Here is a 14,715-nt window from a genome sequence, read left to right on the forward strand (position 1 = left end):
CACCGGCCACAGTCCCCGCCGCCTAGCCCTTCCCGCTCCCGCCGCGCCAGACAAATACCTCGTCCGGCGCAAACCCATCCCGGTCATAGCCGGCGCCGCAGAACGTCCCCCCCTGGTAGCGAGACGACACCGGGTCCGATTCCGACGCCCCAGACACTACCACCCCGGCAAAGGCCTCCGCCTCATCCACCGGCTCGCCGCCGATCACCTCGTTGCGCCGCTGACCTTCCTTGCTTCTGCATGCTGAGACGAAATCTCCCTGCCTTCGAGCGCTTCGAAATGAGAGCATCCGAGGGGCGAGTGGCGCCGGGGAGTGCTAAGATTGCGGCTGTGCAGAACTCCCTTCGCACCCACGTTTACCCCTAGGGATGCCCGCGGCGTCGATGGTCGGAACGACAATCTCCACGGCAACTCGCCGGGCCCGCAGGCGGTAACCCAGCGGCCAGATGTGCTGGAACGTGGTGTGCTCGATGTGGATCGGTAATTCAATCTTCCAGAACAGCAATCTGTTGCTGATCGCCAACCAGGTGTCGAACCTGCATATGCCCTACCGTCAGCCGGTGACGGTGGTCCTGTTCGACTGATCGAGGACCGGTGAAATAATTCGCCGTTCGCCGTGGTGGCGCCGTTGGCAGCTGGGTTGATCGATCAGCGATCCCGCGCCTTGGCTGCGTGCTGCCGCCGCTCTTCCTTTATCGTCCGGACGAACTGGACGAGAAATTTCGCCGCGCCATGCTGGTAGCCTATGGCGACGCCATGAACTTCGTCCATAAGCCGGTTGGCCTGACGCCTTTGGCCGTGCCGGCTGCGCTCGTTCTCCTCGCAGTGCTGCCATCGGTGTCCCGCTGCCGGGAGGAGATGTTCGGGGGAGCAGGCCGGTGCGGCTCAGCGCGCCGCCATAGCGCGGCGTGGGCTGCGCTCGCGCACCGCGACGATGGCGAGCGCAGCTGCCAGGCACAGCACGCCGGCGACGAAGAAGGCCGGCAGATAGGTCGCGTAAAACGTGCGGCTGAAGCCGGCGCCATAGGCGGCGGAGGCGGCGCCGAGCTGGTGGCCGGCGAAGATCCAGCCGAATACCAGATTCGCCCGGTCGCCGAACTTATCAGCCGCGAGCTTCACCGTCGGCGGCACGGTGGCGACCCAATCGAGGCCGTAGAATACCGCGAAGATCGACAGGCCGTAGAAGCTGAAATCGCTGAACGGCAGGTAGAGCAGTGACAAGCCGCGCAGCCCATAATACCAGAACAGCAGCCAGCGGCTGTCGAAGCGGTCGGACAGCCAGCCTGAGCCGACGGTGCCAATGAAATCAAACACCCCAATCAGCGCCAGCATGCCGGCGGCGGTAACCGCCGCCATGCCGTAATCGCCGCACAATGATACGAAATGGGTCTGCACCAGGCCGTTGGTCGAAGCACCGCAGATGAAGAAGGTGGCGAACAGCACCCAGAAGGTGCGCGACTTCGCAGCATCGCGCAGCGCCAGCAGCGGCGAGGCGAGCATGGCCCTGAATGTGGTGGGATGGGCGAGGTGGGGCGGCGGCTCGCTGGCCCCATAGGGAAGCAGCCCAATATCCGACGGCCGGTCACGCAGCAGGACGAGTACGGCTGCGGCGGCCACCAGCAGCATGGCGAGCACGATCGAGAGGGCGCTCCGCCAGCCGAGCGTGTCGGTGAGCTGGGCGAGCAGCGGCAGGAAGACAAGCTGCCCGGTGGCGGTCGAGGCGGTGAGCAGACCCACCACCAAGCCACGCCGCTGCACGAACCAGCGCGTCGCCACCGTGGCGCCGAGCACCATGGCGGTGAGCCCGGTGCCGAAACCGACCACCACCCCCCAGAGCAGCATCAAGTGCCAGATCCTGGTCATGAAGAAGGAGCCGAATACCCCTGCACCGATCAGGCCGAGGGCGACGGTGGCGACCGGGCGCAGTCCGAAGCGGTTCATGAAGGCGGCAGCGAACGGGCCCATCAGCCCGAACAGCACCAACCGGATGGCAAAGCCGGAGGAGATGTCGGCGGTGGCCCAGCCGAATTCGCGTTCCAGCGGGCCGATGAGTATACCGGGCGCGCCGACGGCGCCTGCCGTCACCAGCATGGTGAGGAAGGTGACGGCGACCATCACCCATGCATAGTGAATGCCGCGCCGGGCGAAGAACGCCGGCACCATCGGGGCATCGGCGGCAGAAGTGCCGGCCGCGGAGGAGCCGGTGGACTGAAAGCTCATGGCATTGTTCTCCGGGTATATGCCCGTATATCGGCGCAAAGTCAGATGCAATCGAGGAGGGTGCGTAACGTATCGATCTTGCCGGCGCCGAGTTTCGCCTCGATGTCGCGCTGGCAGTTCTCCCAAGCCGGAAACGCCCGGTGGATGGTGTCGGCGCCCTGCGCGGTCAATAAGACGACGGCTTCGCGCTGGTCGTCCTCGCTCCTGCGGGTGACCACCAGGCCGAGCTTTTCCAGCACCCGCACATTGCGTCCGACCGTGGAACGATCGAGCTCGGTGCGGCGCCCCAGCGTCGTCAGGCTCAGCGGCTGCTCGCGCGCGATCGCCCGCAGCAGCGAATATTGCGCGATGTTGATGGCGAAAGGCTCCAGCGCCAGGTCATAGACCGCGCTCAGCTTGCGGGTAGCCCGGCGCAGAATGGTGCAATGGCAAAGCGTCGACATAGTACGTGTATATGCCCGCATATAGCCTTTGTCCAGCCGGCTTTGTCGCGTGTCGAGGAAACCGCGGCGAGGATCGTGCCGATCCCCATTGACGACGAAAGATTCGCAAAGCAAACTCCAAAAATAGAGTTGGATATAAATTTCATCGGCCCCATTCGTGGGAGCTGCCGGTCCTGCGGATTGGACGCCCGTCGATGAGCACGTCGGAAGGATATGCCGAATGACCGCCGGTCGCGCGCAACGCGGCGGGACCGCTGCTGCACCCGCCGTCGGGGGCGTCGCGTTCCTGTTCGCGGTCGGCTGCGTCATGGCCGCCAATGTGCTGCTGCCGTTGCAGGACGCGCTCACCAAGCGCTTCATCGAGGAGCTGCCGGTGGCGCAGGTGTTGCTGGTGCGCAGCTTCACGGTGATGGCGCTCGCCCTCGCGCTCGGGCGCGGCAAGGTAGCGGGACGGGTCCTTCGGTCGCGGCTGAAGCGGACAATGGTGATCCGTGCGCTGGTGATGTTCGCCGCTTGGACCGCGTTTTACCAGGCGTTGGCGACGCTGCCTCTGGCCCAGGCAGTGACGCTGTACTTCGTCTCGCCGATCTTCGTCGCTGTCGCCTCCGGTCCAGTGCTCGGCGAATGGCCGAGTGGGCGGCACTGGCTGGCGATCGGCGTCGGCTTCCTTGGCGTGGTGCTGGCAAGCGGGATGGTGCGCTTCGAGCTCTCTGCCGCGGTGGCGCTGGCGCTCACCTCCGCCGCGCTGTGGGCGGCCGCACTGCTGATGCTGCGCTCGATGGCGAGCGAGGAGAGCAGCCTGGTGCAGGTGACGGTGGTCAATGGCGTGTTCGTGCTGGCGGCGGCGGCGCAGTTGCCTTTCGCCGACTGGCAGCTTTCGGCGGCTGATATTTTCGGCATCGCGCTGATCGGCATGATCGGCGGCGTCGGCCAGTTCACCCTTTATGAGGCAGCACGGCGCATCCCGGCGCATCTCATCGCGGTGCTGGAATATGCGGCGCTTATTCCGGGCTTCGTGCTCGGCTACCTGATGTTCGGCGACGTGCCGACCGCGCTCGTCACCCTCGGCGCGGTGCTGGTCGTCATTTCCGGCGTGCAGGCGGTGCTGCTGGAGAGCCGCCGCGCCGCCGCTGCCGCCGGCACCTCCGCCGCAGGGGAGTTGTCCCCCGGCGAGCTGGCGGCCCTGCCGGCGCTTCCCTTCGCCCCCTTCCTTCCCCCTTCGCAACAGGAGACAAGCATGTCGAAGGAAACCCACGACCTCGTGGTGAACTACATCGCCAAGTACCGCTTTCCCTTCCCGGGCCAGACCACCTGGCCGGAAGGCTATGTCACCACCACCAACGTGCCGGAAGCCAGGATCGCGATCCCGACCCCGGCCGGCGACCACTATCCGGACATCGTCATCACCGACAAGACCGGCCGCGTGCGCGAGCTCGGCGAGGTGGAGATGAATATCGGCCCGCAGGCGCTGCCCTATCTCAAGGCCGGCTCGGAGCTGACCGACAACGACACCCCCACCCATGTGAAGCACTTCTTCGTCTATGTGCCGGCCGGCCAGGAGGATGTGGCGCAAAAGCTGCTCGAGGACAACGCCATCTCCTATGCCGGCGTGCGCGGCTTCACGGTGACCGCCGACGGCACGGTGAAGGTGGTGCCCTCGGTGACCAAGGGCGACCCGTACGACCACCAGGTAACCGATCCGGCGGCGGCAGCCTGACGCGCGACGGCCGGGCCCGCGAGTGGCCCGGCCATTTTCGTCCGCGTGGGAAGCCTTCCGCAGCACTCTTGACGGGATCAGGGTTCGAGCAGGTCCCACGGGTCGGGGAACGTCGCCACAGGCACCTCGATTAGCGTCGGGCCGGTCTCGGCCATCGCCCATTCCAGCGCCGCGGCGAAGGCTTCCGGGCCTTCGGCTCGGCGCGCCCTGGCGCCGAAGCTCTCGGCATAGCGCACGAAGTCCGGGTTGGTGAGGCCGGTTGCGACAACCTTGCCACCATAAAGCTCTTCCTGCATGCGCCGGACATTGCCATAGGCGCCGTCGACGAACACCACCCCAATGGCCGCGATGCCGTGCTGTACGGCGGTGGCGAGTTCGTTGCCGGTAAACAGGAAGCCGCCATCGCCGCACAGCGCCACCACCGGCACCTCGGGATTGGCGGATTTGGCGCCGAGCGCGGTGGCATAGGCGAAGCCGAGCGTGCCCTGATAGCCCGGCGTAAGCAAAAGGCGCGGCGCCGCGACGTCAAAGGCGGCGGTGGAGACGTAGCCGATCTGGGTGTAGTCAGCGACGATGCGGGCATCGGCCGGCAGAACCGTGCGCAGCGCCCGCACATAAGCCATCTGCGGTGCCAGGCGGGTGGCGAAGGCCTGGGCGATCTCCGTCTTCAGCGCGGCGATCGTCTCGGCGCGCCCGCTCTTCGCCGGGCCGGCGGCGACCGCCTCGCCGAGGGTGGCTAGGGTGAGTGGGGCGTCGGCCTCCATGGCGATCTCCGGCGGGAGGCCGCGGGAAAATTGCGCCGGGTCGGTGTCGACGCGGATGACGCGCAGCCCGGCACGCTCGCCCCAGTTGCGCCGCGCTTCGTGGAAACGGGTGCCGATAGCGAGTACCACATCGGCCTCGGCCCAGAGCTTCTGACCCTCTGCGAAACCGACCGCCAGCGGATGCGTACTGGGTAGCACGCCGCGTCCCTGCAGATGGGCGACGACCGGCGCTTCCAGATGTTCGGCGAGGCGGGTGAGCGCCGCCTCGCCGCCATAGGCGCCGGAGCCGACGACGATCAGCGGCGCCTTGGCCTGCGCGAGCAGGGCCGCAGCGCGGGTGACGGCATGGGGGATGGGCGCGCGCGGCGGCGCGGCGACGGCGGGCCGGGCCGGCGGCAGCTCGGCCGCCGCCTTCAGCACGTCGGCCGGCAGCTCGACCGCTACCGGCGCGATGCCGGCCTTCAGCTTGGCGAAGGCGGTCTCCATCAGCGCCGGGATCTCCTCCGGCGTGCGGGCGATGCCATTCCAGCGCGTCAGTCCCTTCACGATGGCGGTCTGGTCTGGCAACTCGTGCAGCTCGCCGCCGCCGACCCCGATGGCGGTGGAGGCGATCTGGCCGATCAGTGCCAGCACCGGTGCGCGCACCGCATAGGCTGTGGACAGTGCGGCGGCGGTGTTGAGGAAGCCGGGGCCGGGCACGCAAACGTAGACACCCGGTTCGCCGGTCGACTGCGCATGGCCGAGCGCCATGTAGGCGACGCCCTGCTCGTGGCGGGCATTGACGATGGTCAGCCAGTTCTGCACGCCATGGAGCGCGTTGAACAGATGGTCGAGCTGGATGCCGGGAATGGCGTAGAGCGTCTCGACGCCATTGGCCTTCAAGGCGTCGACGACAGCCTCGCCGCCGGTCATGCGCGCCGTCACGGGATCGCCTCCGGCGCTCACGAGCGGTAGTCCGGCTGGTCGCGGTCGAGCTTGCGGCGCAGCGCCTGCCAGGGCAGCCAGCCCTTGTTGGTCTCGCCGCCGAACTGCTTGGCGGTGCGTGCCACCACCTGGGTTGGCGGAATCGACAGCGGTACGCCGGTCGATTGCGCCGCCACCTGGATACGGCAGGACTGTTCCAGATAATACATCCAGTAGAACGCTTCGGCGACGGTGGCGCCGACGGTGAGCAGGCCGTGATTACGCAGGATCAGCGCATGGCCGGTGCCGAGGTCGCGCACCAGCCGCTCGCGCTCGCTCAAGTTGTCGTCGGCGGCGATGCCCTCGTAATCGTGGATGCCGACCTCGTCGTAGAACTCGATGCTCATCTGGTTGAGCGGCAGGAGTCCGCCCTGCTGCGCCGCCACCGTCATGCCTGCCAGCGTGTGGGTGTGCATCACGCAGGCAGCGTCGTGCCGCTCGCGATGCACCGCCGAGTGGATGACGAAGCCGGCCGGGTTCACCGGCCAGGCGGTGGCCTGCGCCGGCTCGCCATCGGCGTCCACCACCACCAGCGAGGAGGCGGTGATCTCCTCGAACAGCAGGCCATAGGGATTGACCAGGAAGCGGTGGCCATCGCCCGGCAGCCGCACCGAGAGATGGGTAAACACCGTGTCGGACATGCCGAAATGGGCGATCAGCCGGTAGGCGGCGGCGAGGTCCTCGCGCAGCTCCTGTTCGGTGGGCTGATGGTCCGGGGTGGGCGGGACGGGCGGTTGGGCGGGGATCGGCATGGGCGGCTCCGAGGCAGGCGAGGGCGGCGGGTCAGCTTATGGCGAAGGCGGCGAGCGGGTCGTCGCGCTCTGTGCGGACAAAATTCTCCGGGCGGTTCGGATCGGCATGGCCGATGGCGATGCCGCAGATGAGCATGAGGTCGGGCGGCGCGTCCAGAAACGCCGCGACCGTCGCCGCGTACATCGCCCAATCCGCCTGCGGGCAGGCATCGAGCCCGGCCTCGCGCAGAAGCAGCAGCACGGTCTGCAGATAGATGCCGAGATCGATCCACTGATACGGCGTCGAACTGCGCTCGATGAACAGCAGGACGCCCGCGGGGGCGCCGAAGAACTGGAAATTTTCATCGATCCACGCCTTGCGGGCGACCGGATCGCGGCGGTCGATGCCGAGCGCGCCGTAGAGGATCTCGCCATTGCGCCGGCGGCGGGCGAGATAGGCGGGTTTTAGCGTCGGCGGGTAGAAGCCATGCGCCATCGGCTCGCCGTCCGGCAGCTCGGCGACGCGGGCGCGCATCCGCGTCTTCAGCGCAGCGATCTCCTCGCCTTCGACGAGGCGTGCCAGCCAGGGCTGGAGATTGCCGCCGGAAGGCGCTCGCGCCGCCCGGCGCAGAATATCCTCGACGAGGGTGCGAGGCACCGGCCGATCGAGAAAAGCGCGGGCGGAGACGCGGCTGTCGACTGCCTCCGAGACGCTCATCCGCACGCTCGTCCCCGCCGGAGGCCGCGCCATCAGGGCACGCTCCATTCCCGCCCGCGCGGGGTGTCGACATATTCCGGCCAGCGATAGCCGATGGGCGCCGCGAAATCGGCCGGCAGCAGCGGTGCCACCCATTTGGTGCCGCCGACACCGCCGCCGGTGCGCTCGCGGAACTCGGCCTGGATCGCCGCCAACGCCGCCGGATCGGTCATCAATTCGAGGATGGTGGTGGCGATGACCGCGGCGGCCTTGCTCCACATCGGATCGATGCAGGCCGGCACTCCGCCCATGGCGTTGCGGGTCCATTCCGGGTAGCGGTAGCCTGGCTCCGGCGGCTGCAGGGTCGGGCGCGCTACATAGAGCCGCACCGTCGGCGCGTGCCAGGTGTAGTCGACATAGTCGTCGGCGGCGTAGTTCAGCTGCCAGGCCGGAAGCTGGGCGCGGAATGCTTCCTCCGCCTCCCAGGGCGGTGTCAGCTTTTCCATGCCGGTGAGGAACGGCTCGTCCATCGGCTCGAGCCCGAGCCCGGCTTGCAGCTGGCGGGCGAACTCCTTCGCCTCCTCGCTCCACACCGGCGCGCCGAGCTTTTCGAAATTGCCGAAGGTCAGCTTCGCCATCGCGGTGTTGGGCAAGCCGGCGCGGGTCTTGGTGATCCACGCCTTGGTGACAGTGCAATGGGTCATCGCCGCGATATGGTCGGCGTTGCGGTCCAGCACCGCGAAGGCGGCTTCGCACATGGCGAGGTTCGGCGCACGCATGGAATACTGGATCTGGCCAATGCCGGGGGCGATATTGTCGGCGGTGGCTTGCCCGGCGATGGGGATGAACTCGTTGAGCGTCCACGAGCCCGAATGGGGCAGCATGGATTCCTTCATCATCTTCGAGTTGGTGTACATCAGGCACACCGCGTCGATGGCGCCCGGCGCCCGCGCCATGGCATGCACATGGCTCACCGTGCCGCCGGCCGCCTCGTTCTGCCACATCTCCGGATTCTCACACTCAAAGGTGTAGACGCGGCTCCAATAGGGAGCGCTTGTGGTCTCCCAGAAGCAGCCATTGGTCAGCGCCGGGAAGCTGTGCGGGTGGAAGCTGAAGGAGGCGTCCAGCCCGTCATAGAAGCCATGCGCAGCATGCACCGGCTTGGCGCCGCACATCTTCTCCGCCGGCTCGCCGAAATAGACCAGCGTGCCGCCGATACCGTGCAGCTCCATCGCCCGCTTGGCGGCAAGGAAGCCGGCAAAGGACCCCATGCCCAGGGCCGAATGTGGATCGGTGTGGCCGGCGGCGCGCGGGCTCTCGCCGGGGCGCGGGGCGCGGTAGGGCACCGGCGCCTGAGTCTGGCCGGGCACCGCGTCATATTCGGCATAGCCGGCGATCACCGGACCCGGCCCGTTCGACCAGTGGGCGCGGAAGGCGGTCGGCATGCCGGCCGTGCCGCGCTCCACCGTGAAGCCTTCCGCCTCCAGCCGGTCCATGTACCAGGCGGAGGACTTGTACTCCCGCCAGGACGGCTCGTGCAGGTTCCAGATGGTCATGTGGTCGGCGGAGAAATCCGCCTGCTTCTCGTGGAGATAGGCGAGGGCGGCCGCCTGCGCCGCGCTCCAGTCGCCAGCCGGGTGGTGATCCGCCATAGTCACACCTCGTCGCGGATCAGCGGAGCTGTCGAGCAGTGCAGCCCGCCGCCGCCGGAGATCACCTTGTCATAGGGCACGGTGATCACCTCGACGCCGGCCAGCGCCAGCCGGTCCATGGTGTAGCCGGAGACTCCCTCCGGCATCATCATGCGGTAGGGGGCAATGGCGAGCGAGTTGATGATCGCGCCATCATCCTCGTGGTGGATCTCGATCAGCCGGATGCCGAGTTCGTTCAGCCGCTCGATGAACCAGTAGGGCAGCAGGGTGAAGTTGGCGATGGCGAGGTCAGGGCCGATCATCACGAACAGGCCGTCTATGTGCAGCCGGTAGCCGGTGAGCGGCACCTTGATCAGCTCGACGCCCTGCGAGCGCATCACTTCCTCGATCTGCCGCGCGCCCTCGTCATTGGTGCGCGAGGAGACGCCGGTGGCGGCGACCTTGGAGTTGAGCCAGCAGAAGCTGCCGCCCTCGGCGACGCCGGTGCCGGAAATGGTGCGCAGGATCGGGCAGCCGATCTTGGCCAGCGTGCGGGTGGCGGGAAGCTCCTCGCCGCGGCGGATGCGCGGCCCGAGCCGCATCACCATGGCGCCGCCGCCGATGCCGACCACCGCGTCGCGGGTGTAGCAGGTCTTCATCCGGCCGGGCGCCGGCGCATCGATGAACACCACCTCGACGCCCTCGGCGCGTAGCGCCGCGACATAGCCGTCGTGCTGGGCCTGCATCGCCGGCAGGTCCGGCGGCTCGTCGCCGCGCCAGTACCAGCCGGCCTGGGTGTCGCCGAAGGCGTTGCTGTCGAGCCGCCTGGCGGTGTCGACGACGTTCACCTCCTCGCCGGGCCGGTGCATCAGCACCACCCGCAGCTTGCCGACATCGTTGGTGCAGCCCCATTTGCGCCCCCACCAGCGGGTCAGCTGCTCCTCATCCTCGAAAGCCGGCTCGGGCTCGGAAGGGAACTGCTTGATCAACTGGTTGTAGCGCCATTCGTTCTCGGTGATCGCACCCACGTCAGGCTCCCGGCATCGTCATGCTGTCACGCACCGCAACGGCGCTCGGGTAGGAAGCCTAGGAGCGGGGCGACCGCGTTGCAATATAAATTTAGAGTTGACTCCAAATTTATCCGAGGCCTTACACAGGATCGGCAGCGGGCTCGCGGAGGATTTGGCTGAGGATGAAGCGGATGTTGCGCGCGCCCTGTGCCAGCATTTCCTCCACCGTGCCGCTCGACCGGGCGACGAAGTTGCCGAAGTCGAAGGTGGTGACGCCGACGATCAGGTCCGACAGCGCGATGGGATCGACGCTGGGATCGAGGCGGCCGCGCTGCTGGTAGGTGCGGATCAGGCGGATATAGTGGCGCTTGATCAGCGTGTTGAGCCGGGCGCCGGTGCGGCTGGCGCGACCATCCGGCTCCAGATATTGCGCTGACATGATCACCCGCCAGCACTCGCGCGAGAGGTGGCGCATCGCCTGCTCGGCCAGTAGCCGCTCGAAGGCGAGGATGCCCTCCACCGGGTCCTCCGGCAGGTTGCGAATGAAGCTGCGCCGCTCCGGCAGCGCGGCGTGCACATGGCGCAACGCCAGCTCCATCAGCAGGTTCGGCTTGGTGGCGAAGTAGTTGTAGACCGTCGCCGGCGCCACTGAGGCCTTTTCGGCGATGGTCTCGATCCGCGTGGCTTCGTAGCCCTTCTGGCTGAACAGCCGCTCTGCCGCGTCCAAAACTTGTTCAGCCCTGCGCCGCTTGTGCTTTTCTCTTAGGCTGCCGCCGGCCATTTTCTCGACCTTTCCCGAAACGTCGCTCTTTTTAGCCGAGCCGCACCGCCGTGGCGATATATATTCTGCTCTAAAAATAGAGTTGACGATAAAATTCCTAGACCGAATTATACGACGTGCCGGTCGGGTGGCCATGGGCTTCGTGAGACCACGGGTCCGGTCCTCGCTGCCGGCGGCCGTTCGGTCGCAGCCGGCGTTTGGCGGGCACAGGTCGATCTCCCCCTGCCAGCGCGCCCGGCGCGCCGTGATCTCGAGTGTGGTGCATGCTTCAGCTGATCGACAATCCTCCCCCCTGGCCGAACGGCGCCCGTTGCGCGGTGTGCTTCTCGTTCGACTTCGATGCCGAAAGCCTGCTGCATCTCTACTACCCGCAGGATTCCGCCCGCCGGATCAGCCTGTCCTCCTCGCTGCGTTATGGCGCGCGAGTGGCGGTGCCGCGCATCGCCCGGATCTGGAAGCATTTCGGCATGAAGCAGACGGTGTTCGTACCCGGCTGGTGCATCGAGACCTATCCGGCCGCCATCGAGGCGCTGCTGGAGGAAGGCCACGAACTCGGCCATCACGGCTGGCTGCACGAGCGGCCGAACCAGCTGGCGGCGGCGGACGAACGCAAGGTGCTGGAGCTCGGCATCGCCGCCATCGAGAAGGTTACCGGCAAGCCGCCGGTCGGCTATCGCTGCCCCTCGGGCGCCTTCTCCGAGCACACGCTCGACCTGCTGATCGAACACGGCTTCACCTATGACGCCTCGCTGCCCGGCGACGACGTGCCCTATCTGCTGGAAGGTGCCCGCGGGCGCCTGCTCGAGCTGCCTTCCGACCATCCGCTCGACGACTGGCCGCAATACGTCAACCTCAAGGAATTCAACATGGGGATGACGATTCAGTCGCCGGCGCGGGCGATGGAGGTGTTCCGTGCCGAGTTCGACGCTGCCTGGAACCATGGCGGCCTGTGGGCGGCGATCTGGCACCCCTTCGTCTCCGGCCGCCTGGCGCGCGCCGAGGCGATGGTCGAGCTGATCGAGCACATGCAGGCCAAGGGTGGGGTGTGGTTCGCTACCCTCGCCGAGATGGCGGCGCACATTAACGAGGTGATCGCGCGCGGCGAGTGGACGCCGAGCGTCGAGCGCCTGCCCTTCTGGCCCGAGCCCGTGCCGCAGGCGGTACGGCCGAGCCGCTGAGTGCCGAACCCTTCCTTCCGAACAAGGCCAAAGGCCACCTTCCAGACAACAGGGGACTTCGATGCTTAATAGGACCATCCTTACAGTGCTCGCGACGCTCGGTCTGGTCGGCCAGGTCGCGGTCGCCTCGACTGCCTCGGCACAGGCGCTGCCGCCGGAGATCGCCAAGAGCAAGGTGGTGCGCGTCGCCATCGAGGCAGCCTACCCGCCGCTCGAGGTGCGCAACACCGCTGGCGAGCTCGAAGGCTTCGACATCGACCTGATCCGGGCGATGGGCAAGGTGCTCGGCGTCACCATCGAGCATCAGGACGGCGCCTTCGAACAGATGACGCCGTCGCTGCAGTCGGGCCGCGTCGACATGATCATGAGCGGCTTCTACGACACGCCCAAGCGCCGCGCGATGTTCGACTTCATCGACTATCTCAAGGCCGGCGCGCAGTTCTATTCGCTGGCCGACAACAAGGAGGTGCAGAAGCTGGAGGACCTGTGCGGCAAGACCGTCTCCAGCGTCCGCGGCACCTCCTATCCCGACACCATCAAGGCGTTCTCGGACAAGATCTGCGCCGGCAAGGAGCCGATCACGGTGATCCTGGACACCAATCTCGGCCAGCAGATCACCAATCTCAAGACCGGCCGCATCGTCGCCGGCGTGCAGGGCCTGGAAGCGGTGCCGACCATCGTGCAGACCGAGCCGGGCACCTTCATGATCCTCGGCGAGCCGATCTCGCTGGCGCTGATGGGCATGGCCTTCAACAAGGGCGAGACCGACGTCGTGCTGCGCGACGCCTTCGTCTACGCGCTGAAGCAGGTGATCGCTGACGGCACCTATGACCAGCTGATCAAGAAATGGAAGCTCGACATCTCCAGCTACAAGGACGTCACCGTCAACGCCGGACCGCAGCCGTGAGCGCCACCCCCCTCGCCGATATCGCGCGCGGGGGGCCGACCATGGCGGAGGAGCTTGACATAGCGCGCCTCCGCCATGTCAGGCGCCCGCACTACGGACGGATCGCGGCCATCGTCGCGATCCTCTTTCTCGCCTTCCTGCTGGTCCGCGCTTTTGCTCACGGCAAGATCGACTGGGCGACGACGTGGGAATTCCTGTTCTGGCCGACCATCTTGTGGGGGCTGTTCAACACGGTGTGGATGTCCTTCGTCTGCATGGCGGTGGGCATCGCCATCGGGCTCGCCTGTGCGGTGGCGCATGCCTCCGCCAATCCGGTGCTGAAGAGTGCGGCGATCTTCTACGCCTGGTTCTTTCGCGGCGCGCCGGTGATCCTGCAATTGCTGATCTGGTTCAACTTGGCGCTGGTATTTCCCGTCATCGGCATTCCCGGCCTCATCGAGTTCAAGACCGTCGTGATCATCACCCCGGCGGTGGCGACCATATTGAGCCTCGGGCTCAATGAGGGAGCCTACGTGTCGGAGATCATCCGTTCCGGCATGCTCGGGGTCGACCGCGGGCAATATGAAGCTGCCAAGGCGATGGGCATGACCAATGGCACGGCGCTCCGGCGTATCATCCTGCCGCAGGCGATGCGCATCGTGGTGCCGCCGCTCGGCAACGAGTTCATCGGCCTCGTGAAGATGACCGCGCTGGCCTCGATCATCGGCTTCGGCGACATCGTGCGCAGCGCCCAGGACATCTACTACTCGAATGCCAAGGTGATCGAGCTTCTGATGGTGCCGACCTTCTGGTTCCTGGTGGTGGTGACGGTGCTCACCCTCGGCCAGCGGGCGTTGGAGCGGCGCTTCGGGCGCGGCTTCGGCAGCGGAGGCGCGCGATGATCGATGTGAGCCTCACGCCCATCGTCTCGGCGGTGAAGGTGGGCAAGAAATTCGGCGGCCACCAGGCGCTGGCCGATGTCACCATGGACGTCATGCCGGGCGAGGTGGTGTGCATCATCGGCCCTTCCGGTTCGGGCAAGACCACCTTCCTGCGCTGCATCAACCAGCTGGAGAGCTTTGACAGCGGCGGTTTGTGGCTGGACGGCGAACTGCTTGGCTATCGCCGGGTCGGCGACGCGCTGCATCCGATCAACGACAAGGAGATCGCCCGCCAGCGACGCAAGACCGGCATGGTGTTCCAGCGCTTCAACCTGTTTCCGCATATGACGGCGCTGGAGAACGTCACCGAGGGCCCGGTGCAGGTGCTGAAGCGCCGGCGCGACGAGGTGCACGACGCCGCCATGCTGCTGCTCGACCGGGTCGGGCTGGCCCACAAGGCGGGCGCCTATCCCTCCGAGCTGTCGGGCGGCCAGCAGCAGCGCATCGCCATCGCCCGCGCGCTCGCCATGCAGCCGAAGCTGATGCTGTTCGACGAGCCGACCTCGGCGCTCGATCCCGAACTGGTCGGCGAGGTGCTGGCGGTGATGCGCGACCTCGCCGCCAGCGGCATGACCATGATTGTCGTCACCCATGAGCTCGCCTTCGCCCGCGACGTCGGCGACCGGGTGGTGTTCATGGACCAGGGGCGGGTGGTCGAGACCGGCACGGCCGAGGCACTTATGAGCGATCCCAAGGAACTGCGCACCCGCAACTTCCTCAAGACCGCCTTCCCGCGCGGCTGACGCCGCCAAC

General features: G+C 66.9%; 13 protein-coding genes. 5 read left to right on the top strand and 8 right to left on the bottom strand.

Annotation, left to right across the window (positions count from 1 at the left end):
• Positions 1 to 885 precede the first annotated feature (885 nt).
• Together J2X65_RS23395 and J2X65_RS23400 are read right to left on the bottom strand one after the other, a co-directional pair.
• Positions 886 to 2,163, bottom strand: coding sequence for an MFS transporter (locus J2X65_RS23395; RefSeq protein ID WP_310206934.1), 1,278 nt, complete (start codon positions 2,161 to 2,163; stop codon positions 886 to 888).
• Positions 2,164 to 2,261: 98 nt separating this feature from the next.
• The gene (locus tag J2X65_RS23400) at positions 2,262 to 2,663 is read right to left on the bottom strand and encodes a MarR family winged helix-turn-helix transcriptional regulator (RefSeq protein ID WP_310206673.1); all 402 of its coding nucleotides are present in this window, start codon (positions 2,661 to 2,663) and stop codon (positions 2,262 to 2,264) included.
• Positions 2,664 to 2,883: 220 nt separating this feature from the next.
• Between J2X65_RS23400 and J2X65_RS23405 the strand changes: the two genes are divergently transcribed.
• The gene (locus J2X65_RS23405; RefSeq protein ID WP_310206676.1) at positions 2,884 to 4,380 is read left to right on the top strand and encodes a DMT family transporter; all 1,497 of its coding nucleotides are present in this window, start codon (positions 2,884 to 2,886) and stop codon (positions 4,378 to 4,380) included.
• Positions 4,381 to 4,457: 77 nt separating this feature from the next.
• On the opposite strand, the gene J2X65_RS23410 is transcribed toward J2X65_RS23405, so the two are convergent.
• From J2X65_RS23410 to J2X65_RS23435, 6 genes are all read right to left on the bottom strand, one after another.
• The gene (locus J2X65_RS23410; RefSeq protein ID WP_310206678.1) at positions 4,458 to 6,068 is read right to left on the bottom strand and encodes a thiamine pyrophosphate-dependent enzyme; all 1,611 of its coding nucleotides are present in this window, start codon (positions 6,066 to 6,068) and stop codon (positions 4,458 to 4,460) included.
• Between the two features lie 17 nt (positions 6,069 to 6,085).
• Positions 6,086 to 6,859: a class II aldolase/adducin family protein gene (locus J2X65_RS23415; protein ID WP_310206681.1), complete on the bottom strand. Its 774-nt coding sequence runs from the start codon at positions 6,857 to 6,859 to the stop codon at positions 6,086 to 6,088.
• Positions 6,860 to 6,890: 31 nt separating this feature from the next.
• Positions 6,891 to 7,556 carry a nitroreductase gene (locus tag J2X65_RS23420; protein WP_310206684.1) on the bottom strand — a complete coding sequence of 222 codons (666 nt, stop codon included), beginning with the start codon at positions 7,554 to 7,556 and terminating at the stop codon, positions 6,891 to 6,893.
• Positions 7,557 to 7,588: 32 nt separating this feature from the next.
• Entirely contained in the window at positions 7,589 to 9,187 is a 1,599-nt protein-coding gene (locus J2X65_RS23425) for an amidohydrolase (RefSeq protein ID WP_310206687.1), read from the bottom strand.
• Between the two features lie 2 nt (positions 9,188 to 9,189).
• On the bottom strand, positions 9,190 to 10,194 hold the full coding sequence (locus tag J2X65_RS23430; RefSeq protein ID WP_310206689.1) for an arginine deiminase-related protein: 1,005 nt from the start codon (positions 10,192 to 10,194) through the stop codon (positions 9,190 to 9,192).
• Between the two features lie 121 nt (positions 10,195 to 10,315).
• Entirely contained in the window at positions 10,316 to 10,903 is a 588-nt protein-coding gene (locus J2X65_RS23435; protein ID WP_310206692.1) for a helix-turn-helix domain-containing protein, read from the bottom strand.
• A gap of 317 nt (positions 10,904 to 11,220) precedes the next feature.
• On the opposite strand from J2X65_RS23435, the gene J2X65_RS23440 reads away from it, so the two are divergent.
• The 4 genes from J2X65_RS23440 (at position 11,221) to J2X65_RS23455 (ending at position 14,705) form a co-directional block, all read left to right on the top strand.
• Positions 11,221 to 12,135 (top strand): polysaccharide deacetylase, encoded by a 915-nt coding sequence (locus J2X65_RS23440; protein ID WP_310206696.1) that lies wholly within the window; start codon positions 11,221 to 11,223, stop codon positions 12,133 to 12,135.
• 61 nt (positions 12,136 to 12,196) lie between these two features.
• The gene (locus J2X65_RS23445) at positions 12,197 to 13,042 is read left to right on the top strand and encodes an ABC transporter substrate-binding protein (RefSeq protein WP_310206699.1); all 846 of its coding nucleotides are present in this window, start codon (positions 12,197 to 12,199) and stop codon (positions 13,040 to 13,042) included.
• Positions 13,043 to 13,083: 41 nt separating this feature from the next.
• A complete protein-coding gene (locus J2X65_RS23450; RefSeq protein WP_310206937.1) occupies positions 13,084 to 13,923 on the top strand; it encodes an amino acid ABC transporter permease in 840 nt (279 codons plus the stop codon).
• Complete coding sequence (locus J2X65_RS23455; RefSeq protein ID WP_310206702.1) at positions 13,920 to 14,705, top strand: amino acid ABC transporter ATP-binding protein; 786 nt, start codon at positions 13,920 to 13,922, stop codon at positions 14,703 to 14,705. Before J2X65_RS23450 ends, J2X65_RS23455 begins: the two co-directional genes overlap by 4 nt.
• Positions 14,706 to 14,715: the final 10 nt, after the last annotated feature.

Origin of the sequence: Ancylobacter sp. 3268 (assembly GCF_031456575.1) — a bacterium.
In the GTDB taxonomy this organism is placed as follows: domain Bacteria; phylum Pseudomonadota; class Alphaproteobacteria; order Rhizobiales; family Xanthobacteraceae; genus Ancylobacter.

Bases quoted from the DNA above. Each gene is read 5' to 3' on its own strand.
- J2X65_RS23395 (WP_310206934.1), bottom strand. From the start codon at position 2,163: ATGGTGCCGGCGTTCTTCGCCCGGCGCGGCATTCACTATGCATGGGTG.
- J2X65_RS23400 (WP_310206673.1), bottom strand. From the start codon at position 2,663: ATGTCGACGCTTTGCCATTGCACCATTCTGCGCCGGGCTACCCGCAAG.
- J2X65_RS23405 (WP_310206676.1), top strand. From the start codon at position 2,884: ATGACCGCCGGTCGCGCGCAACGCGGCGGGACCGCTGCTGCACCCGCC.
- J2X65_RS23415 (WP_310206681.1), bottom strand. From the start codon at position 6,859: ATGCCGATCCCCGCCCAACCGCCCGTCCCGCCCACCCCGGACCATCAG.
- J2X65_RS23420 (WP_310206684.1), bottom strand. From the start codon at position 7,556: ATGAGCGTCTCGGAGGCAGTCGACAGCCGCGTCTCCGCCCGCGCTTTT.
- J2X65_RS23425 (WP_310206687.1), bottom strand. From the start codon at position 9,187: ATGGCGGATCACCACCCGGCTGGCGACTGGAGCGCGGCGCAGGCGGCC.
- J2X65_RS23440 (WP_310206696.1), top strand. From the start codon at position 11,221: ATGCTTCAGCTGATCGACAATCCTCCCCCCTGGCCGAACGGCGCCCGT.
- J2X65_RS23445 (WP_310206699.1), top strand. From the start codon at position 12,197: ATGCTTAATAGGACCATCCTTACAGTGCTCGCGACGCTCGGTCTGGTC.
- J2X65_RS23450 (WP_310206937.1), top strand. From the start codon at position 13,084: ATGGCGGAGGAGCTTGACATAGCGCGCCTCCGCCATGTCAGGCGCCCG.
- J2X65_RS23455 (WP_310206702.1), top strand. From the start codon at position 13,920: ATGATCGATGTGAGCCTCACGCCCATCGTCTCGGCGGTGAAGGTGGGC.